Raw genomic sequence first — 21,938 nt, 5'->3', positions numbered from 1 at the left:
AGATTTTGACTATGGAGGAGTAAAACCCTTTTGCCGGGCCATTGCAATAAACGAAAAATCCTCACCCCATGACGAATTGTTTCAAGGGGTTGCTTCGAGGGCATGTTGCGGAGAGTGGTTTCAGGTCGTTTAAGCGGAAAGGGCTTCCCCGGTCTTTCTCGCCTTGCCAAGATGCCGCTTCACGAAGGACCGGACATCGACAAAATTGTCGTCATTGGTATAGATCGCATAAACCATCTTGCGACCACGATAAAAGACGAGACAATTGCGGCTCGGCCGTTCAACCATCCGCTCGATCTGCGCCCATGCGACATGGCCCACCCGACCGGTCTGATTGGCCAGACTGTTGGCAACCAGCACCGGGTCTGCGGTTGCAACACCCACAGAACCTCCCAGTGAGATGATCGCGCGCGCCACCTCGTCATCGGCCGTGGAATAGATGCCTTTGTCATTCATCAGGAACAACGTCCGGATTCCGTCCGACCGTACAAACAGGACCATCACCAGAAAGCTGAAGCCGAAGAGTGCAACGACAATCCCCATGAAGGCAAAAAACAGCTTGAGCCCTTCCGCAACGCCATGCTCGTAGCCGGTCATGATCGCAAAGCCGCCGCAGACAATGAGAGAGGGAATGGCGATGGCTGGCACGATCTGCTTCATCATCGGGCCGCTCGTCGCCTTGACATGCGCATGCCAGACCATGGGCGTTTCGCCTGCCATCTGCGCTCCCCCTTCTCGAAATCAGCCCTTCAGACGCGCCCGGACAAATCCCAGCACGTCAGCGAAATTTTCCTCATTGCAAAAGATGGCATCCAGAACCAGCCGCTTGCCCCTAAGAACAATGGTCCTGTCCTTTTCCATCAGTTCGATCTTGCGCACATCTGCCCATGGCGTGCTCCTGCCTCGGTTGGCCTGTGCCAGCAGCCCGGCACCCGCAAGTGTCGGATTGAGGGTCAGGAAACCGAGCAGCATTGCCAGAATGCGCCCGACCTTTGCCCTCTGGTCAACGACAAGGGAATGAACGCCCGCCTCGTCAAGCGTGAAGGTCATACGCATCCGATTGCTGAACACCAGCAGGATGGTAAAGGCCAACAACACGATGAAGATTCCGGCGACCAGCAGGAAAACCAGCCCCGCAGCCCGCATTTCAGCGGGGTCGTTGTCGATGACACCGAGGGTGAAGAGAAGCAGTGCCACAATGGCGGCAGGGATCACGAGGATAAGGCCGAGCTGGCGCAGGACGAGCCTGTTGGTCGCCAGAGGAACATTGATCTCCCACTGAAGATCACCGGTTCTATGATCGTCGGTCATCCCGTTTCGCTCCCCCCAAAAACAAGACAGGACAGTATCTGCCGCAACGGCAACGCCATGTCCCGGCACCCCGATCAGGCAGCGCCCAAAGGCAAGAGGCCAGACGCCCCCCCTGTCGGAATGCCTTGTGACAGAATAGAGCATTTCACAGCTCGCCCGCGCCGTTCTTTCGTCGCACAGGACATCTGTATGAGAGGGAAAGGGTGAGAAAGATAGGCGATGTCTGCTCCCGCACTGTGGCTTTCTGGGGTGCACGAGAGCAGACATCAAGCCATCGCGGGGGCAAACAACCGCGATGGCGGGGTTTATGAGCGGACTTCCTGCCGCTGGAAGCTGACATAGGCCAGCGTGAACATGAACAGCATCCCGGCGATCAGACCGGCGATTTGCGGCCAGATGATCTTGATGCTCTGCATGGTCGGCAGCGGCGACCCGATGAGAGCGCCCTGCAATTGCGACATGAAGATCGGCCCGACCGAGCGAGAGGTCGGGTCGAGCAGCATGGTCGCAATCTCGCCGTAGAGAATGGCGGGCGAAATCCGCGCCAGCCCCTGTTGGGTGTTGAACTGGGCCAGCATCGTCATCGGATCATAGGGGTTGATCGGCGAGATGACGCTGGCCAATAGCGGCGTGATCATCTGCCAGAAGATGGTAAAGATCAGCCAAACCGACAGCGATGCCAGCGCCGAAGTGGCCGGCGACCGGGTGATGGTCGAGAAGGCCAGCGCCAACGCCAGCCAGACCCCGGTGTAGAACAGCGTTGCGGCCAGATAGACCAGCCCCCGCGCCACATCGGCCCCGGACGGTGGCAAGCCCAGAAACAGGATGCCAAGCCCGACCATCAGCAGCCACAGGGTGACCAGAGCCACCGCCAGCACCATCAGCCCACCCAGAAACTTGCCGATCAGAACCGCATCGCGATAGATCGGCTGGGCCAGGATCCGGCTCATGGTGCGGCGACCGAATTCGCCATTCACCGCATCGAATCCAAGGGCGATTGCCAATAGAGGCAACAGGAAGCCCATGAAGGACGAGAAGGACGGCAGAGGTTGCTGCGCCACGGTGAACAGCTTGAGGAACAGATAGTCATCCTGCGCCGTGGTCGTCTTGATCTGGCCGATCGCGGCATAGACCGCCCCGATCGCGGTGAGCAGGACGAGCAGCATGATCAGATGCATCCGCGCACTGGTCATGTGGTCGGCAGCCTCCTTGAGGGCAATAGACGTCACCCCGGTGAGAGGAGAACCTTTTCGCTTCATTGCCTTGTCTCCTTACTGCTCTATCTGACTGAAGAAGCGGTTATACGCTTCGCTAAGGCTCGCCCGGTGTGCCTGCAGGGAAAGAAGATCCCCGCCATGGCCGGTGATCAGGCGGGCCAGCTCGGGCCTCACATCGTGAGTGGCAGACACCTTCCAGTGCTCCTCGTCCAGATGTTCGACAGCGCCGACGGCGGAAATGACATCCGTACAGGCGCTGAGATCGATCTTGCGGGCGGCAACATCGATCTGGAAGGACCCTCCGGCCACGTCATTGGTGAATTTCTCCACCGACCCCATGAAGCCGATCTTGCCCTGGTTGAACAGTGCAACGCGGGTGCAGATGGACTGCACCACGTCGAGCATGTGAGAGGAGATGAGCAGGGTCATGCCGTCTGCGGCAAAGGCCCGGATCAGATCGAGCAGCTCATCGGTCGAACGCGGATCAAGCCCGGACGTGGGTTCATCCAGCACCGCCACACGGATCTGGCGCATGGCCAGTTCCGCAAGGCCGAGCCGCTGGCGCATGCCACGTGAGTAGGTGCCCACCCGATTGCCCGCCACATGATCAAGATGCACCTGCCTCAGCGCAGCCATGATCCGGTCATCCATCTCGTCGGGATGAATGCCACCGAGCCTTGCTGTATAGCGCAGGTTTTCCAGCCCCGTCATGCCGTCGTAGAAACCGACGGCGTCCGGCAGATAGCCAACCTGTGCCTTGACCGCCAGCGGATCGCGCAAGGGATCCAGATCGAGCACCCGAACCGAGCCCGCACTGGGTTCGGTCAGGCCGATGATCATCAGGATGGTCGTGGTCTTGCCCGCCCCGTTGGGACCGAGCAGACCGACGATCTCGCCTTCATCCACTGCAATATTGACCCCGTCAACAACAGTGGATTTGCCGTAGCGCTTGGTAAGGCCTACGGCTTCAATGACCGGCCGGCTCATCTGCGACCGTACCGGAAGATGGCACCCAGCAGAACGATGACGGCGATGGCGATGATGGCCACACCGATGATGCCCCACATGGTGGAGGTTTCAACGGTCACACGATAGTCGACCTCCTTGGAGACCCCGTCGTCGCCGTTGGCCCGGATCTGAACCATATAGTCACCGGCAATGGCCTTGCTGGAAGGCTGGATCTTGACGTTGACATTCTGGGTCTTGCCTGCTTCAAGCTTGTCCAGTTCCTTGGGATCAAAGCTGACCTTCCAGTCGCTTGGCGAGGTGGCGCTAAGCTTGACCTTGCTGGCCGCTGCCGTGCCATTGTTGACCAGCACGAACGGGAAGGTGGTTTCCGTGCCGGCAGTGGCCTGGCCGCTCAGCCGTTCATTCGGGCCGCTGAGAGCAAGCCGCGGTGAGCCGCTGACCTTCAGGCTGACCTTGGCCTTGGCAGCCGGATCATCCGGTCCGGCAACAGCGGAAATCTCGATCGGATAGTCACCCTCGGAGACATTGTGGTTGAGCTTGATGGTCATCGAGACCGATTCGGTGGCTCCGGCCTTGACCGGAATGCCGGTGATTTCCTCTGTGCCATAACCCTTCTTGAAGGTGGTGTTGAAGCCGTCCGGCGCATCGGCCCCAAGGTTGAACAGAATGTCGTGGTTGGAGCCGTTGGTCAGTTTCATCTTGTATTCGAAACTGGTGTTGACCGTCCCGTGCAATGCGGGCAGCTCCGGCACAAGGGTCGTATCGCCGAGCGGAATGTCGGCAATCGCCAAGCTGAGCGGCAGCTTGAACTGGTCTCCGTTGGCCACCGCATCCACCTCGAAGTCATAGACCTGCTTCTTGGCATCCTTGGGTGGCACCACCATCAGGGTCAGATTGTCGATTTCATTGGGCAACGGCATCGCCGAAGTGACCTCGGAGCCGCCAGCCTTGATGGAATAGGTCCAGCCATCGGGCAGGCCCTTGACGTCAAGCTTGGTGCGAACCGGCTGGTCGAGGGCGTTGAGCAGCGACAGCGGAATGGAAACGGTCTTGCCAGCCGAAACGGCAACATCGGGATGATCCGCCGTCAGCCAGAAGCCATGAATGGCCGGGCCGCTTGCAGGCTGGGTGAAGGCCTCGGCAAAGGCGTTGGAAGACAGAATGGGGGTAGCGGCCAAAACGGCCCCGAACAGCGCCAATCGAGCGCATTTAGCGAGAGATTCCATGGAACTCTTCCTCGTAAAAACTTTGAAACTCAAGTCGGTAAGACCTGCCGCAAACCAGCCCTTTTCCTGCTGCTACCGACCCGCTCATCAAATGGCGTAACGGCAGCTGCGATGGAAAGACCACATGCAGCGGAATTGCAAATTTCAGGCTTCTACAAGGGAAGGCGGGCCGCGATTGAGCGGCTCGGCGCAAAAGGAGGTTTCATGGAAAAGGGAGGTGATCCAGACCCGCGCCAGTTTGATGAAAACAGGATCGGGATGTTTCAGAGCAGCCTTGTCGGAATGGACAAACCGGTCGAGACCCTCCGACAAGTCGTCTCGCACCTCCACATCGGCAATCGGCCGGGCATAGACCCTGTCCTGATAGCTGCCCAGCTGCATGGAACCAAGCCATTGCACCTTGCCAGCGCTCGCCGGATCCATCTGCGGAATGGAGAACACAAGAAGCAGAAGCGCCAGCAACAAACCGGACGCGCTGCGCGACCACAGACGGATCCGGCGCAGGACATCATCGGCTTTCATCAGACTGGCTGGCTTCTTGATCATGATCTTGCATGTCTGCATTAAGATGAATGACGAGAAAACAGGAGCAACCAGCTGTTAGCCACAGACTGGCAATCAAGACAAGTTCCCCCCGCGTCTGCCCTCCTCTCCACCTCACGTCCTTCAGATGAAGGATGCCCAAAGGTCAGAAGAAAACAGGACGTCCCCTATCAAGGCCGTGGTTATGGCGAAATTTTGTCTTTGAACAGGCGGCAAAAATTAAATTTCGGTAGGGTTTGCTTGCCGCTACACCTCATATTTGCTCTTGTCGCCAATGTCGAAATGCAGCGGCATCCGCCATTTCGCGATGCTGACGATCAGGAACAGCAGTGCCGCGATGGCCGCCAGGATTTGCGCAAATGGCAGAATCCCGAAGGCCAGCGCAAACCACAGCCCCGCCAGAAACAGCGGCTGCAACGGCAGGCCGGGCACCCGGAAGCAGAAATATTCCTTGTAGCAAAGGCCACCGAGGGTGATGAACGCCCCGCCAAGCCCGAACAGCTCGAACCCGAACAGTGCGCAGCCAAGCCCGCCCCAGGTTGCCGCCTGCAACAGCAGACGAAACGGCTTCATGTAGATATGCAGGCAGGACGCACACATGATGGCCGCCACAAAGCACATTTTCTGCGCCGGATAGACCGTGTCCCATGGCAGCAGCAGCACCGAGGGAGCCGCCAGCACAAAACCCATCCTGTAGACACAAACGGAGAGATAGTCGAGCCAGTCCATTTCAGGCTTGATATGCGGGTCTGCCAAATCATCATCCTTGCGCGGTGCGAGCCGGACGGCTCGCCATCATTTGCATGCATGAGGAAAATGGTAACCCAATCCCTGCACATATCCCAGACCCTTTGCCACTCATGCACCGGATGAGGAACGAAGAGAGAGCAGATACCCGCAATCATAGCCACCAGAACAGGCCCGCCTCCCCTTGTCCGCAATGGCATATCGATGAATAACCACTCCATTTCAAGGGCTTGAATATGGTCTCCGGCGATTTCACCAAACTGACACAAAACCGAAAAGAAAGCTTCGCAATGCGTCGCCATAGTGCCGCCAACTGAATTGCACAGCTGTGCAAACTGGATGGATTCTTCGCTATGAGCGCTATTGAAATTGCTGGCATTCACAAATCATTCGGGCAGACCAAGGTGCTCAGGGACATCTCGCTGTCGATCAGGTCCGGTGAATTCGTTGCCGTCCTCGGCCCCTCGGGTTGTGGCAAGACCACGCTGTTGCGCACGCTGGCCGGATTTGAAAAACTGGATGGCGGCGAGATCCATGTGGATGGCCGCCTGCTGTCCGGCAAGGAGGTGCACCTGTCGCCGGAGGAACGCAACATCGGCGTCGTGTTCCAGAATTATGCCCTCTGGCCGCACATGAGCATCGAGCAGAATGTCTCCTACAGCCTCAAGGTCAAGGGCATGTCCCGTCCGGATCGCACCCGCCGCACCAGAGAGGTCCTCGAACTGGTCGGCCTTGATACTCTTTCTACCCGTCGGCCTGCCGACCTCTCCGGCGGACAGCGCCAGCGAGTAGCGCTTGCCCGCTGCCTTGCCATGCAGGCCGGTGTCGTGTTGCTGGACGAACCGCTCGCCAACCTTGATGTGCATCTGCGGGCAACGCTGGAAGAGGAATTTTCCCGCTTTCATCGCCGCTCCGGCGCCACCATGTTCTACATCACCCACGACCAGTCCGAAGCCCTTGCGCTGGCCGATCGGGTGGCCGTCATGGACAAGGGCCGGATCGCCCAGTTCGCAACGCCCAGCACCCTCTATCTGGAACCGACCAACGAAATGGTGGCAGGCTTCATCGGCGAGGGCAAGCTGATGGACGTTTCCAATCTCACGCCGGGTAATGATGGCAGGGCCCACGCCCACCTGTTCGGCCAGCCGATCCGACTGCGCTGTGCCGAAGATGCCCGCGCCCGTTCGGAAGCCCGGATTTCCTTCCATCCCTCCGACCTGTCGCTGGCCGACGCCGGTGTCGGCATTCCGGCCACCGTCAAGCGCATCACCTATCGAGGCGATCATCTGAGGGCCGAAGTTGCTCCGGATCCGGCCCCGGATATCTCGCTCACCCTGAATGTCATGCCCCCCTTCTGCATCGAGCAGGGGCAGCATGTCTCCATCGCCCTTAACGATGGATGGGTCCTGCCCGACCCGCATTTTGCCTGAACCAATCCCTCTCTCAAACTTACCATTATCAGTCATTCAAGGACGAAATCATGCGTACCCTTACTCTTGCTGCCTTTGCCCTCATGGCAGCAACGGCAGCCCACGCCGAAACCACCATCACCCTTTACACCAGCCAGGCTCCCGAGCAGGCTCAGGAAACCGTTGACGCCTTCGAAAAGGCCAACCCGGACATCAAGGTCAACTGGACCCGCAACGGCACCTCCGCCCTGATGAACGTCATGCGCGCCGAAATCGAAGCCGGTCAGGTGCAGGCCGACGTCCTGCTGGTTGCCGACCCGATCAACCTCGGTCTGCTGAAGGCGCAGGATCAGCTGCTGGCCTACAAGGAAGCCCCGATCGCCGACTATGACAAGGCAACCTACGACAAGGACATGACCTTCTTCGGCACCAAGGGCATCACCACCGGTATTGCATACAACACCAACAACGCCAAGCCGGTCAAGAAATGGGCCGACCTGCTGACCGAAGAGAACCGTGGCCAGATCGCCGTGCCCAGCCCGCTCTATTCCGGTGCAGCCCTCAACCACCTGCATGCGCTGATCAGCGACGAATCAATCGGCTGGAGCTTCTATGAAGGTCTCGCCAAGCTCGACATCGCCCCGGAAGGCGGCAATGGACCGGCAACCAAGGCCGTTGCGTCCGGCATGGCCAAATATGCCATTCTGGTTGACGCCAACGCCTTGCGCGCCAAGGCTCAAGGCTCACCGATCGACTATATCGCTCCGGAAGACGGCGTGTCCTTCATCGGCGAACCGGTTGCCATCCTGAAAAGCTCCAAGCATGTTGCCGAAGCCAAGAAATTCGTCGACTTCCTGCTGTCCCAGGAAGGCCAGGAACTGGTTTCCAAACAGGGCAACCTGCCGCTTCTGTCCAGCGTTGCCAGCCCGGAAGGCTTCCCGGCCCTCTCCTCCATGAAGCTGCTCGGCTATGATGTCGACGCCGCAGTCAAGGCGAACGAAGAGGTTCGCGCCAAATTCGCCGACATCTTTGGAATGTAATCGCGTGTCAGATCTCGCACTAAAACAGGAACGCCCCGCGCGGGCGTTCCGCTTGTCGCGTCTCAAGCCCTCTGGCGAGATGCGCCTGATCCTCTGCCTTGCCCTGTTTGTCGGCCTGTTGTCCATCGCGCCGCTGGGGCGCTTGGTCTATGCGGCCTTCTTCACCGATGGAACGCTGGACCTAGACCGTATAGCCCATGTGCTTGGCGGTCGCCGCGTGCTTCAGGCAACGGGCAACACCATCTGGATTTCGCTGACCTCGACGCTGCTTGCCAGCCTCATCGGTACACTGGCCGCGCTGCTCGTTGGCATGACCGACATGAAGGCGCGCACCGCTTGGGTTTTCGGTTTCGTGCTGCCGCTGATGATCCCGCCACAGGTCACCGCCCTTGCCTGGGTGCAGTCCTTCTCGCCCGCAAGTCCGCTGCTCGCGCCTCTCGGGCTCACTCTTGAGCCGGGCATGCGCCATCCGCTCTATTCCTCCTGGGGGATCATCCTGCTGCTTGGTCTTTATAACGCGCCGCTGGTCTTCCTCTCCGTGCGCGCCAGCCTCAGACGGGTCCCGGCCAACCTGCTGGAAGCCGCCCAAAGCGCCGGAGCCAAGCCCCTTCCCGTCATTATCGACATCATCCTGCCGCTGGTCCGCAGTGGCATCTTCGCCGGGGCTGCTCTGGCCTTTGTCTCGTCCATCGGCAATTTCGGCATTCAGGCCATGCTGGGCATTCCCGCCCGCGTACCAACCCTCATCACCATGATTTACCAGCGCCTCAACAGCTACGGCCCATCCGCCCTCAATGACATGGCGCTGCTGGCCCTGCTGTTGGCAGTTCTGACCATCATCGGCATGACCATCACCGGGTGGCTGGGTCGACAGGGTGACCAGCGGGTCGATGGCGCCAGCCTCACGCTGCGCCTGACCCTTGGCCGCTGGCACCTGCCGGTCGCCACCATGGCATGGGGCTATCTGGCCGCCGTTCTGGTACTGCCCCTGTCGGCGCTGGCCGGATCGGCTCTCGTGCGCGGCTATGGCCAGCCACTCAACCTTGACACCATCACCTTCGAGAATTTCCGCAACGCGCTGTTCCAGCATGAGGGAATCCGCGAGGCCTTTGCCACCAGCTTCCTGCTCACGGGTCTCACGGTCTTCATCCTGATCCCCGTCTCTATCGCGCTTGGCTATTTTCTGGTCTGGCGGTCAGGGCTCTTGTCGCGCCTTCTGCATCTGGCCTCCGAGTTGGCCTATGCCCTGCCCGGCATCATCATCGGAGTGGCGATGATCCTGTTCTTTCTGCGCCCGCTGCCGTTCATTGATGTCAGCATCTATGGCACCATCTGGGTGATTTTCGCCGCCTATCTGTCGAACTATCTGGCCCTTGCCCTGCGGCCGATCCTTGGCGGCTTTGCCCAGGTCGACCGGTCGCTCAACGAGGCCGCCCAGATTGCCGGGGCGGGTATTCTCTCACGCCTCAGGGATATCGTGCTGCCGGTTCTGGCGCCTTCCGCCGCCGCTGCCGCCATTCTGGTGTTCATGACCGCCATCAACGAAATCCAGACCTCGGTCCTGCTCGTCTCCTCACGCGCCCAGACCATCGGCCCGATGATCATCTTTCTTGAGGAAGCCGGATCCTCCACCCTCGCCGCTGCCGTCGGCTGCCTGATGGTGCTGCTCATCCTGACGCTGATGCTGGTCTCGCTCTGCTTCAGCAAATACCTGCCCAAGGGGGTGCTGCCATGGCGCGACTGACGGCCATCAGCGGCCTGTTCCGCAAAAGCGCCGCGCTGTTCCTCGTCGAGATCGGCGGGCGGCGCATCCTGTTCGATTTCGGCGACGGTCTGGAGCCGGGAGAACATCCCGACATTGCCAGCATCGGCAGGGTCGACGCCCTCTGCCTCAGCCATGCCCATGTCGACCACATCGGCTCCCTGTCGCGCCTTGGCGAGGTCGGCAACCCGCCGGTCTTTGCAACAAGCAAGGCGTTCGGCCATATTCCGCCTCAGATGATGCCCGATGACTGCCGGGCTATACCCGAATATGGCCAGTTCGATCTTTTTGGCCATACCATATCGGTGGGACGCAGTGGCCACGCGCCGGGTGGCGTCTGGTTTCACCTGCCGACCGATCGCGGCGGCTTTCTCTATTCCGGCGATGTCTCAGCCGAATCCGAAAGCATGCCGCTCGATCCCATGCCGCCGGTGGCTACCCTGCTGGTGGATGCTTCCTATGGTGATCGCGACAGCGCTCTTGCCAATCAGCGACAGGCCATCGTCAAGGCAGCCCGAGGCGGCGCTGTTGTCTGTTGCCCGCCCGCTGGCCGGGGAGCCGACATGGTCACGGCCCTGTTGAAGGCTGGCCTTGACGTCAAAGCAGAAGCGGTGATTGCCCGCGAATATGAGGCCGCCATGGGCAGGAGTGTTCCGGTGGTTGACGTACATACTGCCAGACCGGATGATGTCATCGTAACGACCGGATCGAACGGGGAAGACGGCCTGTCGGCTGAGCTGTTGCAGAGACAAGGCTTTCGCTTCCTCTTCTCCAGCCATGTGCCCAAGGGCAGCCCGGCCTATCCTCTCATTGAACAGGGAAAGGCACGCTGGCTTGAATGGAACGTCCACCCCCGTCTTGGCGACATTTTCGCCTGGGCAGACAACTGCCGGGCAGAGCGTGTCATTCCTGCCTTTCTTGACATTACCAAAGCCCCAAAGCTGGTAACCGGCCTTGGTGATCGCCTCGCCCTTCAGCGGGAAATGGAGATTTGAGATCTTGAACACCAACCTCCCCCATCACGGTCTGCCAACAGATGTCGACGCAACCGAAGCAACAGAAGACGCACAGACCGTCCTGATCCCGATCGTTGAAGGCTACGGCCCGCATCAAAAGACGCTCTATCTGGGCAACCTCACCGCGGCAGAAGACGCAGATGCACTGATGGCAGCCGACATCACCGAAAGCCTCAATGTCTCGATCAACATCTTCCCGTTGCCGCTGGTCCTGCCCGATGGCACCAACATCCGCCGTACCCAGATCGGCATGATCGACGGACCGGGCAACAGCCCCTGGTTGCTGGCCTCTGCCGTCATGGCATTGGAAGGCATGATGCATGGCTATATCGCGGGCAAACCCCACTATCCACAGCATCACTGCGGCAACATCCTCCTGCATTGCCGCGGCGGACGCTCGCGTTCGGTCACCGTCCTTGCCCTGTGGCTCGCCACTTTCTGCCCCGAGCGCTTTGCCTCCTTCGAGGCGGCCATCACTTTCCTGCGCCAATTGCGCCCACTGCCCCAGAGCTATCCGCTGCCGGGCATGATGGCACTGGCAGACGCGGTGATCACCGATCAGCTGCTTGCACGCCGGACACAAGAGACGTGATGAACAGCAAATTCATTTCCGCTTCCGATGTCGCAAAGCGGGCCGGGGTTTCCCGCTCGGCGGTGTCGCGCACCTTCACATCGGGCGCAAGCGTCTCGGAGAAGACCCGCAGCAAGGTCATGGCCGCCGCCGAGGAGCTCGGCTACAAGGTCAATCTCTTGGCCCGCACCCTGCACATGAGCCGCTCCGATCTGGTGGGCGTGGTGGGAAAGAATCTCTCCAGCCCCTATATTTCCGCCCAGATAGACGCCCTCAGCGCTGCCCTCAGCAAGCACGATCTGCAATGCATTCTGGTCAATCTGGCCGAGGTTGATGGCGACATCACCAAATCCGTCGAGCGGCTGCTCGAATATCGCGTTCGCACGGTGGTGCTGCTCTCGGGAGCTGCTCCGGACGAAGTGGTTCGCATCTGCGCGGCCAACGGAACGCGTCTGGTGCTGATCAACCGCTCCGTACCCCAAACCATAGCCCATGCAGATTTGATCGAGGCGGATTCAGCAGCTGGCGGCCGCCTTGCAGCCCATCGTCTGATTGAAGCGGGCTGTCGCCGCATCGCCGTTCTGGTCTCCGCCTCCCGCACCCACGCCAAGCGCGCCCGCGCCGAAGCCTTTGTTGCCGAAGTCGAAGCGCGCGGCATTCCGGTCACCCAGTGGCGCAACGGCCCCCATTGCTATGAAACCGGCGCCGAAGCCGCCCGTGTCCTGCTGGCAAAGCCCGGCATTGACGGCATTTTCGCTGTCAGCGACGAACTGGCCCTTGGTGCGCTCAACACGGCTCGCCACGAGCTGGGCCTTTCGGTGCCAGATGACCTCTCCATCATTGGCTTTGACGACGCGCCGATTTCCGCATGGTCATCACACGGCCTGACAACCGTGCGCCAGTCGCTCTCAGCCCTCACCGAAGCAACCCTTGAAGCCGTGCTTGGCCCGGCCAACGGCCCGACTTCCCGCCGCAGCATACCGGTAACACTGATCGAGCGCGGCAGCGTGCGCCCAAAATCCTAAGAGGCACAAGACCGGCCTGTTCAAGACTTGCCAAAATTTTCAGGAGAAGAAATGGTGCCGCTGATAGGATTTAAGGCACCAAACCCGAGCAATCCATCAATTCAAAATACATCAATAATAACAATGATGTATCACACATTGTTCCAAGTTGGTTTTTCGACCTCATTGTACCTTAAAATGGTCATGAGTTGTACCCCAAATAGGTAAATTTTTGGAGTGCGATGAGAATTCAAAGTCATTAAGCACTAGGAGGAAACGGACAGTTTTCATAGCAACACCCCAGCACATAAGTTATCGGCCCCAATACAGCATTCTACTTATTGAACAAAATCATTTAAAACCCATCTCTTCCCTGTAAAAATCATTCAACTTCAAGACAAGAAGCATGATCAAATACGCAATCATATATCAATGTCACATATGCGGAGAAAGTCCATTGATTAATAGAAGAACCAAAGGGAATTTTTGACATTTGAATTCTTTGTGATTGCTCGAAGAAAGCTTTCTTTGTCAACTTAAAAGAGCCAGTATCACGTAACATGATTGAACGAGATCAAGCCATAAAGCAACTTTTGTCAGAGGCAGGAGTAAATCCTCCAGAAAACAGTGAGCCACAGAATCTGCCCCTCGACGCGATTAAAACTGAGTACGAAATATTCCAACCCAGGGCCGAATGCTCCGGCCATCATATTCGCACACTGAAAAGTGCCATCAGTGCACGAGACGGCAAGCCACTTAACCCGCTGACAGTTTGGTATTCCGGGAAAAACTGGTACGTCATTGACGGACACCACCGCCTCGAAGCCTACAAACTATTCAACGAAGACAATCCCCAAAGGCCACTACTCTCCGTGCCCGTAAAGGCATTCCATGGTTCTTTATCTCAAGCGATATGTCACTCAGCTGAAGCCAATTCCAGAGACAAGCTTCCGATGCGCCAAACAGACAAGTCTAACATCGCTTGGCGCCTTGTTTGCCTAGACGACAATAGCTTGAAAGCAGCCCGGATCGCAGAAGCTGCGTCCGTTTCCAGAAGAACCATACAAACTATGCGGAAGGCTTTCAGAAAACTAGTTGAAATGACCGATAAAGAGGATCTCCAAAACTACTCGAAATCCGAATTAATTAATCTGTCATGGTTTGAGGCAGACCGTTTGGCCAGAGGTGAACAGTCTTCTGACTGGCAACCTGACGCCTTCGAACAACAAGGCATAGAATGGGCCGAACGCTTCCGCCACGAATTTGGCCCCAAATTAGACAGCAATCCTGAAGCAACAGCATTTGCTCTTTTACACTATTGCGAAAGTCTGCCAAAGCGGTTGATCGAGAGTGAAGCTTTTGAAGATGCTTTAGAAGATCTGTTACTTGAAAGGCGTCTCGAGGACGCTAGAGAGCAAGGCATTCCTGAGAGCGAAGTCTTTTACTGACCCCCATTTAGTGTGCAATTGCACACCATAAGGATTTCACATGTGGCCAGCATACGACCTATCGCTACTCCAAATATTTACTAAATTCGCCAAGAGGGTCTCATGATCTCCGCAGATTGATCATACTCACTCAGGGCTATCCTGAGGCTTTCTAGCCATACGCCATGTCTCACAATACGTTTGATAAAATTAACTACCAGCAGTGTAACGCCAAGGAATGCTGGAAGATGGCACGAGGTCGCTATTGCCCTCATCATCGTGCTCTCTATCGCTTCTATGGTGCCCCCGTCAAAGGGCCTCAGAAGCTGCTCATAAAGACACAAGAGCGGTATCTCAGAAAAGTCTTAGGACCTATCACTGAAAATGATCTTCATCTAAGACAAGCCCTGGACGAGATCAGCAGCATAGCTTTCGACCCTCGACCGATCCACTTTCAGGATGCGAGAGGGCATATTCGAATGGCAGCTTATCAAGCGGCCTGTGATCAGGTCTTAAGGATCAAACAGTGTTATCCCAAGGAGAGTGTAAAGGAACTGGGATACCGTCTGTGGTGGGCCTTCCTTTCATCCATGTTTGTCGAGGAAGAAAGTCTCTTTACTTATCAGGACCGCCATCACTTCTGGACAACGGTTGTCCGTATGCTGATGGAAGACAGCCATCGTCAAAAACCGTCCTCTCGGTATGTTGCTTTCCTTGAGGAGAAACTGAACAAGCGCCTCTCAAGTCTAGCGTTGCCATGGATCATAAAGGCATCGGAATAAGACGGTCCGTGGGGATCCAAAGATGCACTATGTGCGCTGACACAGTCCTACAAGCAGAGACGTAAAGTAGAATTCAGATCCCCACAACTATACAGACAGCGCCCTGTAGACGGACGCCTTAGACAATCCCTTGGCCTTCATAATCTCAGGGACGGTCTTGCCGTTCTCCCTCATCAGCTTGATTTCCTTTACGGTATCCTCCGTCAAAAGCGCCTTCCTACCGAACCTGGTTCCTTTGCTCTTGGCCTTGGCTATCCCGTCCATTTGGCGTTCTCTTCTGATGCTATTTTCGAACTCAGCAAAGATGCCCAGCATACCCAGGAAAGCCCTTCCTGTAGCCTCATGCGTGTCTATTGGCTGGTCTAGAACCCTGAGCGTAACACCCTTATCTTCTAGCTCTCTAACAATCCTGAGCAGATCCTCAGCGCTTCTAGCAAGGCGATCTATCCGAGAAATAACAAACTGGTCCCCTTCACGCACATACTCCAATGCCTGCTTGAGAGCAGGTCTGGCAGTATCAACACCAGATCTCTTCTCCTTGAAGATCTTGTCCACTCCGATTGCATCAAGCTTCTCGATCTGGACATCCAGGGATTGCCCCAAGGACGACACCCTCGCATAACCGACGACAGCCATTCTCTTAATTCCTTAAAAGTTGTGAGAACACGATTGTGAGACATGAAAAGAGACGTGTCAAGAGTCAGTCTCAGAAAGTATACTTTTTGAGACTATCGAGACAGCTGGAGTGGTGATGGATAACTATGCCGCCATTCTTCTTTCTTGAAGGACTGCAAGAGGGCCTACGGGGGACACTGGTGGAGGAAGGCTATCGTATTCCCTCACACATTTTTTCATCAAAACCATTGTGGGGATCGCTCAGTCACATAAGATCCGGTCTTGCGGATCGCTGGCAGGACATCCCTGGTCACCCAGTCTTGGAACTGCTTGGCCTGAGGCTTGTCCGAGCGAAGGATCAGTTTGTAGAGGCAGGACTCGGAGATGACCAAGTAGGATGGGGCACGAACTCCAACGAACAGATCGTTGCAGTCGGTGCGGCGTAGTGTCTTCTTCTCATCACTGTCAATGTTTTGAAGGTATCGTCCAGCCCCACCTGCCAACGGAAGATCCAGTGCCTTGCAGACATCAGCAGCGACGAACCAAGGCTCTCCCTGGATCTCCACAATGCGAACCCCGTGCTTTTGTCCCTTATCAGATTGAAATACCGAATATCGTCTTCAAACGATCAACTGTGGTCCTCCAAGACGGTGTTACTGGCTTGCAGACTGTGTTCTGATTACCAAACATACCTAGCTCCTGAACAGCTTGTCTGCTTGATACAGTTTTCTCCCACTCAACCGGAACAAAATATTCACAGTTCTCAGCGTCGTCTTCGAATTGCCGATGATATCGAGCAGTTAAAACTTCCAGTGCGGGTTTGTCTTCAATTTTAAACTCGGACGCTGATAAGCGACTTCCTGTAACACGACCGACACCAACAAATCCCTGCCCCGGAATCTTAACCCAGATACGATCTCCTTCGCTCAGCATGCGCAGTGAATTGCTGTACCATGTTCCACCACCACCACAGACAAAACCGAATTTAACCGCCTCAGTCCAACTACGATCTAATCCTTCGCCATAACTGACATAGTATTCGCCGTTCCAAGGCTCTTTTTCACCCTTGCGACCTGTGCTGACCGATTTGACTTGCACTTCGCCCGGGTCAATGAGCCATGCGCGGCTGAGAAGCTGCTCGGTTCCATGATCAAAGACCTGGAAGAAGAGAACGTTGATGGCCAGCCCTCGGTCATTGAGATAGGAGACTATACGCTCACTGCTTGAATCCAGCTCGGCTGCGACGATGACGATCTGATGGGATTCATTGAGCGTGTCTTCATCCAGAACCTGCCCGAACCTCTCCAGAAAGTCGGCCGAAAGGCTTTGTCCAGGTCTGAAGCGGGAGTAAACAGTTACAACATCTTCGGCTTCCAGCTTTTCAAGCCATGCTGCATAGTCGAGTGCCTGGGCCACCACCTCGCGAGGCGTCTTGTCGCGCTTCAGTTCCACCAACACGAGTGATCCATCAGGCGTGATCGCCAACAGATCAACACGCCCTCCCAGCCCCGTATCAACCTGGCGCCCGATCAGCATCCAGTCTGAGGACAGAATACGAGGCTGTTTGACAATCATGTCTTCCAGCATCTGCTCAGAAGGCAGTATACCCTGTCGGATTTCCTGCGGGTCCGTTGAGACGGTCCATATAGCGTGCTGGATTGGCATGTTGATTCCTCCCGAGTTCAATGAATTTGTCTATTCAACCGGAATAGAAAATGGGCAAAAAGCGATAGGTCATTTGCCTATACGTACCATTTCAAAAGCTGCTCAAGCGCCTCTTTATTTTCAACTTCGATATAGTTGCTCTTGTTGTCGCGCAGGTTTTTCAGTTCCTGTCGTTTAAGATCATCGCAAGTTTTGTAGGGAAATGATCGAATTCCAGAAATGTAGGGAATAGACGCAGGCTCTAGCCAAAGCCGCACACGTCCAAGATTGCCAGGATAAACATCAAGAGCTAAGGCTCTGCCTGATCCTGTGTGAAAGCCATTCACTTTCTTATTCTCTAACCCTTTTCTCGCCCCTTGCTTGACCTTATTGACGGTTTCTCCCAAATGGCGTCTCAAAATTGGTAGTGCATCGGCAACAGCAAAGCTCATTGCGCAGCCTCCTTGTTGTTTGATGGTGGCTCCAGCGCCTCGTGGAGCAGGGCTTCGAGGAGGCGGGTGCGGGTGGCGTCGGTCTTTGTCAAAGCCGTTTCCAGCTGGTCGCAGAGCGCCATCAGTGCATCGACCTTGGCCACGATGCGGCGTTGTTCGGCGAGGGGTGGGAGCGGGATCAGGTATTTTCTCACGTTGCCGGCCGATAGGTTCGGCTGTGCTGTTCCATTGTCGAACCGCAACAATTGTTCCTTCCCATATGGTGACATAAGGAGATTATAAGCAAATTTACGATCCACTAAGTCGGGTTTGAGGCGGATGATCATCAACGATGAGGCAATTGCGCCCTCCGTAAATGGCTCAACGAAGCCTGTTTTCCCAAAGGTGGCTCCGCGAAGACAATACACTAAGTCGCCTGACTGGATTTTCCCAGAACGAAGCGTTTCAAATTTTTCGCGTGAGATGTAGTGCATCCCGGGCAGATCGAGCCTTCCGTCTGGCTGTATGTGACCTGTGTTTATCCAAGCAATGCCGGACGGCTGATACTCATTTCGGTTCGGATAGTTTTTGCTGCGGTCCCCATTGATCATGTTGGCGAGGCTACCCAATAGCTGCCATGCCCATCCTGCTGGAATAGCGAATGGCTCGTCGCCATGTGAAATTGAAGCATCCAGCTCTACCGCGTCATCCGCAGGGTCCTGCTCGACCAATTTCCCCCTGACTGCAAGGTTGAGGATGGTTTGGCGGAGGGATTTGATCTGGTCTGAGCGGGTTGTGAGGGCGGGTAGGGCATCGAGCGCGAAGGCGGCGTGGGCAGGGAAGTCCGCTTTGGTCGTGCCCGGTGCAGTCAGGAGAGCAAGGCTGGCCGTGGTGAGCCTGTCGCGCGTCTCCTCCCGCTCCTTGCGCGCTTCCTCCAGCCGATCACACAGCCCCATCAGCTCATCGACCTTGGCGACGATCCGGTGCTGCTCGGCTAGTGGGGGGAGCGGGAACGGCGAGCTTGTGAAGTACTCGCTGGATACACGCTTTTGCCCCGCGGTTCCGGTCATCTTTGGAATGCCTGTCCTTATGAATTGCGGGCTCTTTAGAAACAACACTACATAGTCGGGGTCAACGAGTACCGGCCTGAGAATGTGAAGTTCGGTTGTGCCGCTTCCGAATCCTCCAGTCAGGTTGCGAAAAACTGTCGATTTTCCATTTTCAAAACAGGGCGTGATCTTTGCGAGGCCAACATCTCCTTCTGCGAAATGCGTATAACCTTTTTTGATTTCTCCCCATGTGCGGGGTTGATGTTCGTTCGCAATTCCATATTCGGCGAAGATCATTGGCATAGGTACGAATGAGGCTTCATCGCTATCACCTGCCTCATTTCGTGGAGAGATGAAACCAAGATTCGAAATCTGGGTCCAAGCCCAGCTTGTGGGCAGATCGGCCCAAATTTCGGTCGAATCCATGTCAGGAAACTTACGGGGCTTCCGCATGTTTGTCTCTTTGACAATTCCCGCCTTACTCTTCTCAATTCGCTCCAGCAGCTTCGACGCAGGTTCATCTGCCGCGTCCTGCTCTACCAGTTTCCCGCGCACAGCCAGATCCAGCACGAACCGCCGCAAACGCACGATGGCGTCCGGTGCCTCGCTGATATTGTCATAGAGCTTTAAAAGTCGTTCCGCGTTCATGGTTTGGCGAACTCAGCAAAAGAAGGGCCGTCTTTGAGCCGAAATTCAACCTCATAGGACTTAAATGAAACAGAAGGCACAACTTCGAGCGCATAGTGAAGTTGCGGATCTCCCTCAGTTGCCACAATCAGTCCTTCTGCCGTGCCCCCATCATCACATAAATGCTTTGACACCCACCCCATATATCGAAGCACTTGTCCTACAACGGCATCTGAGGATTTTTCGCGTTTCAACTCGATGACCAACCACCGTCTTTCGCTCTTGTGCCTCGCAAGCAAGTCAATCCGCCCGATCGGCGTGGTGAATTCATATCCCGCTTCAGGCTCACCATCTCGGACAAAGATGTCCCATTCCCGGGCAAGGTCGAGCGTATCCCAGTTATCAAACATATAGTCATGCAGATGCCGTTCGAGAGCAAAACGTGTTGTCTTGTTGGCTGGTGTTGATGTTGACGCAATAGATGTGAATGGAACTTCGGTTTCCATTTCTGTGGAGTCTTCTTTCTCCGGTGAATGGAGAAACCACCAAACAGCGTCGAGCGTCCAAAGATCTACATTAAGCGCGCTTGCCAGCTGTAACAAAACTTCATTCACAGCCGCATAGCGATGACCGAAGCTAGCCCCTCGCTCTACCTGAGGAAACAGGCCAAGCTCCGTGAGACCATCGTTAGACGTGTTATTCCAGACACCATATTTATCTGGATATGCGACGTGCAGAATGGCCGTGATAATTCCTTTGCCCATGCCCTTGATGTCGGTCACTGGCTGCATTCTGTCCTCGACCGCGCAAGTCTCATCAACAAGGCGACCCAATGCGGCCCGCGTTGCCGTCATATCAGCACAGACACGATTGACTTGACGGTTAAGGCCAGACCAGTGTCGATTATTCTCAAGGTAAAGGAAGGATCGCAAAATTTCTTCATCGATCGTTTCTATGGCACCAGGCTGAAAGGCAGGCTGATATCGTGCCAAGACTGTATCTTTTGCTTCAACAATTTCATGCGTGTCCGGGCGTTCTTGCATGGCCGCTTTCGCTGCACGCAGGCGACCCAATGCATATTCGGAAAAGCTGTGCGTGTTCATCGGGACAAGGCCTCCGTCAGGAAGGATTTAAGTTCGGTGCGCAAGGCATCAATAGTGGCTTGAGCTTTGGCTAGATCCTTCAACAAGGTTTCCGGATCACCGAGATCTTTCTCCGTCACATGGGGGTTCTTGATGTCGAGGTTGAAGTTGCGCTCGCGGATTTCGTCGATCGAGACCTTCCAGGCCCGCTCGCCTTCCTCGCGGCCCTCACGGGTTGGTCCTCCCCACCATGAGGCGCAGTCGTCCAGATGTTCTAGCCTGATCGGCTTGGTCATCGAATAGGCCTTCTGGGTATCGGGCACACGGTGCTCCCAATACCAGATGTCTTTGGTTGGCGATCCCTTCTCGAAGAACAGCAGGTTGGTGCCGATAGAGGCATAGGGTTTGAAGACCGAGTTTGGCAACCGGACGATGGTGTGCAGATTGCATTCCTTGAGCAGATGCTCTTTCAGTCGCGTCTTGATACCCTCACCAAACAGCGAGCCATCGGGCAGGACGACAGCTGCCCGCCCGTTCTTCTTCAAGAGACGGATAATCAACGCCAGAAACAGATCGGCGGTTTCGCGGGTCTTAAACTGGGGGAAGTTGTTCTCGATGCCATCTTCTTCCTTGCCGCCAAAAGGCGGGTTGGTGAGAATAATATCAACGCGCTCATCCTTGCTCCAACTGATCAGAGGGCGAGCGAGCGTGTTGTCATGCTTCACCCAGGATGGTTCCTCGATGTTGTTGAGCAACATGTTGGTAGTGCAGAGCAGATGCGGCAGCGGCTTCTTTTCAACGGCCCGCAAGGCGCTCTGCATCAGCGTTTCGTCTTCGGGGTGCTTGACATATTTCTCACGCATATGGCGCATGGCGCAGGTAAGGAAGCCACCCGTTCCACAAGCTGGGTCCATGAGGATCTCGCCGGGATGCGGATCAATCTGCTGCACCATGAAGGAGGTGACGGCGCGGGGCGTGTAATATTCCCCGGCATTGCCCGCGTTCTGCAGATCGTTCAACAACTGCTCGTAAATGTCGCCAAAATGCTGCCGCTCGGTGAGGGAGTTGAAATCCACCTCGGAAATCTTGTTGATCACCTGCCGCATCAGCTGACCGGACTTCATATAGTTGTAGGCATCGGCAAAGACCGATTGCACGACACGGGCACGTGCATTGGAAGCTGGCAACTCTTTCAAGGCCGGGAACAGCTCGTCATTGATGAAGTTTAGCAGGGTATCGCCGGTTATTCCTTCCGGATCGGCCGCCCAGTTGCGCCATTGGAAGCGCTCCGGGATCGGCGAGACATAGTCCTCCCGCGTGAACTCCAGCGCTTCATCCTGGTCATCAATTATTTTGAGGAAGAACATCCAGACGAGCTGGGACAGGCGCTGGGCATCGCCGTCGACCCCAACATCCTTCCACATGATCTGTTGGAGCGATTTTACGAGATTTCTCATGGACATGGA

General features: G+C 56.2%; 21 protein-coding genes and 1 pseudogene. 8 read left to right on the top strand and 14 right to left on the bottom strand.

Going from position 1 to position 21,938, the window contains the following annotated elements; all coding sequences use genetic code 11:
- Positions 1 to 129: 129 nt before the first annotated feature.
- The 7 genes from DSL70_RS01755 to DSL70_RS01725 all read right to left on the bottom strand — a co-directional run bounded on the left by DSL70_RS01755 (position 130) and on the right by DSL70_RS01725 (position 6,022).
- Positions 130 to 720 (bottom strand): hypothetical protein, encoded by a 591-nt coding sequence (locus DSL70_RS01755; protein WP_119306159.1) that lies wholly within the window; start codon positions 718 to 720, stop codon positions 130 to 132.
- A gap of 21 nt (positions 721 to 741) precedes the next feature.
- On the bottom strand, positions 742 to 1,311 hold the full coding sequence (locus DSL70_RS01750; protein ID WP_162916279.1) for a hypothetical protein: 570 nt from the start codon (positions 1,309 to 1,311) through the stop codon (positions 742 to 744).
- Between the two features lie 305 nt (positions 1,312 to 1,616).
- Positions 1,617 to 2,570, bottom strand: a complete 954-nt coding sequence (locus DSL70_RS01745; RefSeq protein ID WP_119306157.1) for an ABC transporter permease — start codon at positions 2,568 to 2,570, stop codon at positions 1,617 to 1,619.
- A 12-nt stretch (positions 2,571 to 2,582) separates the two neighbouring features.
- Positions 2,583 to 3,515 (bottom strand): ABC transporter ATP-binding protein, encoded by a 933-nt coding sequence (locus DSL70_RS01740; protein WP_119306156.1) that lies wholly within the window; start codon positions 3,513 to 3,515, stop codon positions 2,583 to 2,585.
- Positions 3,512 to 4,723 carry a COG1470 family protein gene (locus DSL70_RS01735; protein ID WP_119306155.1) on the bottom strand — a complete coding sequence of 404 codons (1,212 nt, stop codon included), beginning with the start codon at positions 4,721 to 4,723 and terminating at the stop codon, positions 3,512 to 3,514. Before DSL70_RS01735 ends, DSL70_RS01740 begins: the two co-directional genes overlap by 4 nt.
- 144 nt (positions 4,724 to 4,867) lie before the next feature.
- Positions 4,868 to 5,269 (bottom strand): hypothetical protein, encoded by a 402-nt coding sequence (locus DSL70_RS01730; protein WP_119306154.1) that lies wholly within the window; start codon positions 5,267 to 5,269, stop codon positions 4,868 to 4,870.
- A 243-nt stretch (positions 5,270 to 5,512) separates the two neighbouring features.
- Positions 5,513 to 6,022: a DUF2301 domain-containing membrane protein gene (locus DSL70_RS01725; protein WP_119306153.1), complete on the bottom strand. Its 510-nt coding sequence runs from the start codon at positions 6,020 to 6,022 to the stop codon at positions 5,513 to 5,515.
- Between the two features lie 344 nt (positions 6,023 to 6,366).
- Between DSL70_RS01725 and DSL70_RS01720 the strand changes: the two genes are divergently transcribed.
- The 8 genes from DSL70_RS01720 to DSL70_RS01685 all read left to right on the top strand — a co-directional run bounded on the left by DSL70_RS01720 (position 6,367) and on the right by DSL70_RS01685 (position 15,024).
- Complete coding sequence (locus DSL70_RS01720) at positions 6,367 to 7,443, top strand: ABC transporter ATP-binding protein (protein ID WP_119306152.1); 1,077 nt, start codon at positions 6,367 to 6,369, stop codon at positions 7,441 to 7,443.
- Positions 7,444 to 7,493: 50 nt separating this feature from the next.
- The gene (locus DSL70_RS01715; protein ID WP_119306151.1) at positions 7,494 to 8,462 is read left to right on the top strand and encodes an ABC transporter substrate-binding protein; all 969 of its coding nucleotides are present in this window, start codon (positions 7,494 to 7,496) and stop codon (positions 8,460 to 8,462) included.
- Positions 8,463 to 8,466: 4 nt separating this feature from the next.
- Positions 8,467 to 10,206 carry an ABC transporter permease gene (locus tag DSL70_RS01710; protein WP_245418060.1) on the top strand — a complete coding sequence of 580 codons (1,740 nt, stop codon included), beginning with the start codon at positions 8,467 to 8,469 and terminating at the stop codon, positions 10,204 to 10,206.
- Entirely contained in the window at positions 10,194 to 11,219 is a 1,026-nt protein-coding gene (locus tag DSL70_RS01705) for an MBL fold metallo-hydrolase (RefSeq protein WP_119306150.1), read from the top strand. Before DSL70_RS01710 ends, DSL70_RS01705 begins: the two co-directional genes overlap by 13 nt.
- Before the next feature lie 4 nt (positions 11,220 to 11,223).
- Positions 11,224 to 11,832, top strand: coding sequence for a protein-tyrosine phosphatase family protein (locus DSL70_RS01700; protein WP_245418059.1), 609 nt, complete (start codon positions 11,224 to 11,226; stop codon positions 11,830 to 11,832).
- Complete coding sequence (locus DSL70_RS01695) at positions 11,832 to 12,836, top strand: LacI family DNA-binding transcriptional regulator (protein WP_119306149.1); 1,005 nt, start codon at positions 11,832 to 11,834, stop codon at positions 12,834 to 12,836. The genes DSL70_RS01700 and DSL70_RS01695 overlap by 1 nt, the downstream gene beginning before the upstream one ends.
- Before the next feature lie 539 nt (positions 12,837 to 13,375).
- Complete coding sequence (locus tag DSL70_RS01690; protein WP_119306148.1) at positions 13,376 to 14,263, top strand: ParB/Srx family N-terminal domain-containing protein; 888 nt, start codon at positions 13,376 to 13,378, stop codon at positions 14,261 to 14,263.
- 227 nt (positions 14,264 to 14,490) lie between these two features.
- Positions 14,491 to 15,024 carry a hypothetical protein gene (locus DSL70_RS01685; RefSeq protein ID WP_162916278.1) on the top strand — a complete coding sequence of 178 codons (534 nt, stop codon included), beginning with the start codon at positions 14,491 to 14,493 and terminating at the stop codon, positions 15,022 to 15,024.
- 87 nt (positions 15,025 to 15,111) lie between these two features.
- Here the strand turns inward: DSL70_RS01685 and DSL70_RS01680 are convergent, their stop codons facing one another.
- From DSL70_RS01680 to DSL70_RS01650, 7 genes and pseudogenes are all read right to left on the bottom strand, one after another.
- The gene (locus DSL70_RS01680; RefSeq protein WP_119306146.1) at positions 15,112 to 15,660 is read right to left on the bottom strand and encodes a recombinase family protein; all 549 of its coding nucleotides are present in this window, start codon (positions 15,658 to 15,660) and stop codon (positions 15,112 to 15,114) included.
- Between the two features lie 245 nt (positions 15,661 to 15,905).
- Positions 15,906 to 16,205, bottom strand: a pseudogene (locus DSL70_RS01675) (BRO-N domain-containing protein); the annotation flags it as partial.
- A gap of 28 nt (positions 16,206 to 16,233) precedes the next feature.
- Positions 16,234 to 17,304: an endonuclease NucS domain-containing protein gene (locus tag DSL70_RS01670; protein ID WP_119306144.1), complete on the bottom strand. Its 1,071-nt coding sequence runs from the start codon at positions 17,302 to 17,304 to the stop codon at positions 16,234 to 16,236.
- 77 nt (positions 17,305 to 17,381) lie between these two features.
- Entirely contained in the window at positions 17,382 to 17,735 is a 354-nt protein-coding gene (locus DSL70_RS01665) for a hypothetical protein (protein WP_119306143.1), read from the bottom strand.
- Complete coding sequence (locus DSL70_RS01660) at positions 17,732 to 19,411, bottom strand: restriction endonuclease subunit S (RefSeq protein ID WP_119306142.1); 1,680 nt, start codon at positions 19,409 to 19,411, stop codon at positions 17,732 to 17,734. The genes DSL70_RS01665 and DSL70_RS01660 overlap by 4 nt, the downstream gene beginning before the upstream one ends.
- On the bottom strand, positions 19,408 to 20,493 hold the full coding sequence (locus DSL70_RS01655) for an endonuclease NucS domain-containing protein (RefSeq protein WP_119306141.1): 1,086 nt from the start codon (positions 20,491 to 20,493) through the stop codon (positions 19,408 to 19,410). The genes DSL70_RS01660 and DSL70_RS01655 overlap by 4 nt, the downstream gene beginning before the upstream one ends.
- Positions 20,490 to 21,929: an N-6 DNA methylase gene (locus tag DSL70_RS01650; protein WP_245418058.1), complete on the bottom strand. Its 1,440-nt coding sequence runs from the start codon at positions 21,927 to 21,929 to the stop codon at positions 20,490 to 20,492. The genes DSL70_RS01655 and DSL70_RS01650 overlap by 4 nt, the downstream gene beginning before the upstream one ends.
- Between the last annotated feature and the right edge of the window lie 9 nt (positions 21,930 to 21,938).

It is taken from the genome of Cohaesibacter haloalkalitolerans, assembly GCF_003574655.1.
GTDB classification, from domain to species: Bacteria; Pseudomonadota; Alphaproteobacteria; order Rhizobiales; family Cohaesibacteraceae; genus Cohaesibacter; species Cohaesibacter haloalkalitolerans.
Note: the sequence above shows the minus strand (reverse complement) of the source record. Positions and strands in the feature narration are given on the sequence as shown.

What these genes read in the sequence shown, in the direction of transcription:
- DSL70_RS01755 (WP_119306159.1), bottom strand. Translation starts at nt 720, where the DNA reads ATGGCAGGCGAAACGCCCATGGTCTGGCATGCGCATGTCAAGGCGACG.
- DSL70_RS01750 (WP_162916279.1), bottom strand. Translation starts at nt 1,311, where the DNA reads ATGACCGACGATCATAGAACCGGTGATCTTCAGTGGGAGATCAATGTT.
- DSL70_RS01745 (WP_119306157.1), bottom strand. Translation starts at nt 2,570, where the DNA reads ATGAAGCGAAAAGGTTCTCCTCTCACCGGGGTGACGTCTATTGCCCTC.
- DSL70_RS01740 (WP_119306156.1), bottom strand. Translation starts at nt 3,515, where the DNA reads ATGAGCCGGCCGGTCATTGAAGCCGTAGGCCTTACCAAGCGCTACGGC.
- DSL70_RS01735 (WP_119306155.1), bottom strand. Translation starts at nt 4,723, where the DNA reads ATGGAATCTCTCGCTAAATGCGCTCGATTGGCGCTGTTCGGGGCCGTT.
- DSL70_RS01730 (WP_119306154.1), bottom strand. Translation starts at nt 5,269, where the DNA reads ATGATCAAGAAGCCAGCCAGTCTGATGAAAGCCGATGATGTCCTGCGC.
- DSL70_RS01720 (WP_119306152.1), top strand. Translation starts at nt 6,367, where the DNA reads ATGAGCGCTATTGAAATTGCTGGCATTCACAAATCATTCGGGCAGACC.
- DSL70_RS01715 (WP_119306151.1), top strand. Translation starts at nt 7,494, where the DNA reads ATGCGTACCCTTACTCTTGCTGCCTTTGCCCTCATGGCAGCAACGGCA.
- DSL70_RS01705 (WP_119306150.1), top strand. Translation starts at nt 10,194, where the DNA reads ATGGCGCGACTGACGGCCATCAGCGGCCTGTTCCGCAAAAGCGCCGCG.
- DSL70_RS01695 (WP_119306149.1), top strand. Translation starts at nt 11,832, where the DNA reads ATGAACAGCAAATTCATTTCCGCTTCCGATGTCGCAAAGCGGGCCGGG.
- DSL70_RS01690 (WP_119306148.1), top strand. Translation starts at nt 13,376, where the DNA reads ATGATTGAACGAGATCAAGCCATAAAGCAACTTTTGTCAGAGGCAGGA.
- DSL70_RS01685 (WP_162916278.1), top strand. Translation starts at nt 14,491, where the DNA reads ATGGCACGAGGTCGCTATTGCCCTCATCATCGTGCTCTCTATCGCTTC.
- DSL70_RS01680 (WP_119306146.1), bottom strand. Translation starts at nt 15,660, where the DNA reads ATGGCTGTCGTCGGTTATGCGAGGGTGTCGTCCTTGGGGCAATCCCTG.
- DSL70_RS01670 (WP_119306144.1), bottom strand. Translation starts at nt 17,304, where the DNA reads ATGCCAATCCAGCACGCTATATGGACCGTCTCAACGGACCCGCAGGAA.
- DSL70_RS01665 (WP_119306143.1), bottom strand. Translation starts at nt 17,735, where the DNA reads ATGAGCTTTGCTGTTGCCGATGCACTACCAATTTTGAGACGCCATTTG.
- DSL70_RS01660 (WP_119306142.1), bottom strand. Translation starts at nt 19,411, where the DNA reads ATGAACGCGGAACGACTTTTAAAGCTCTATGACAATATCAGCGAGGCA.
- DSL70_RS01655 (WP_119306141.1), bottom strand. Translation starts at nt 20,493, where the DNA reads ATGAACACGCACAGCTTTTCCGAATATGCATTGGGTCGCCTGCGTGCA.
- DSL70_RS01650 (WP_245418058.1), bottom strand. Translation starts at nt 21,929, where the DNA reads ATGAGAAATCTCGTAAAATCGCTCCAACAGATCATGTGGAAGGATGTT.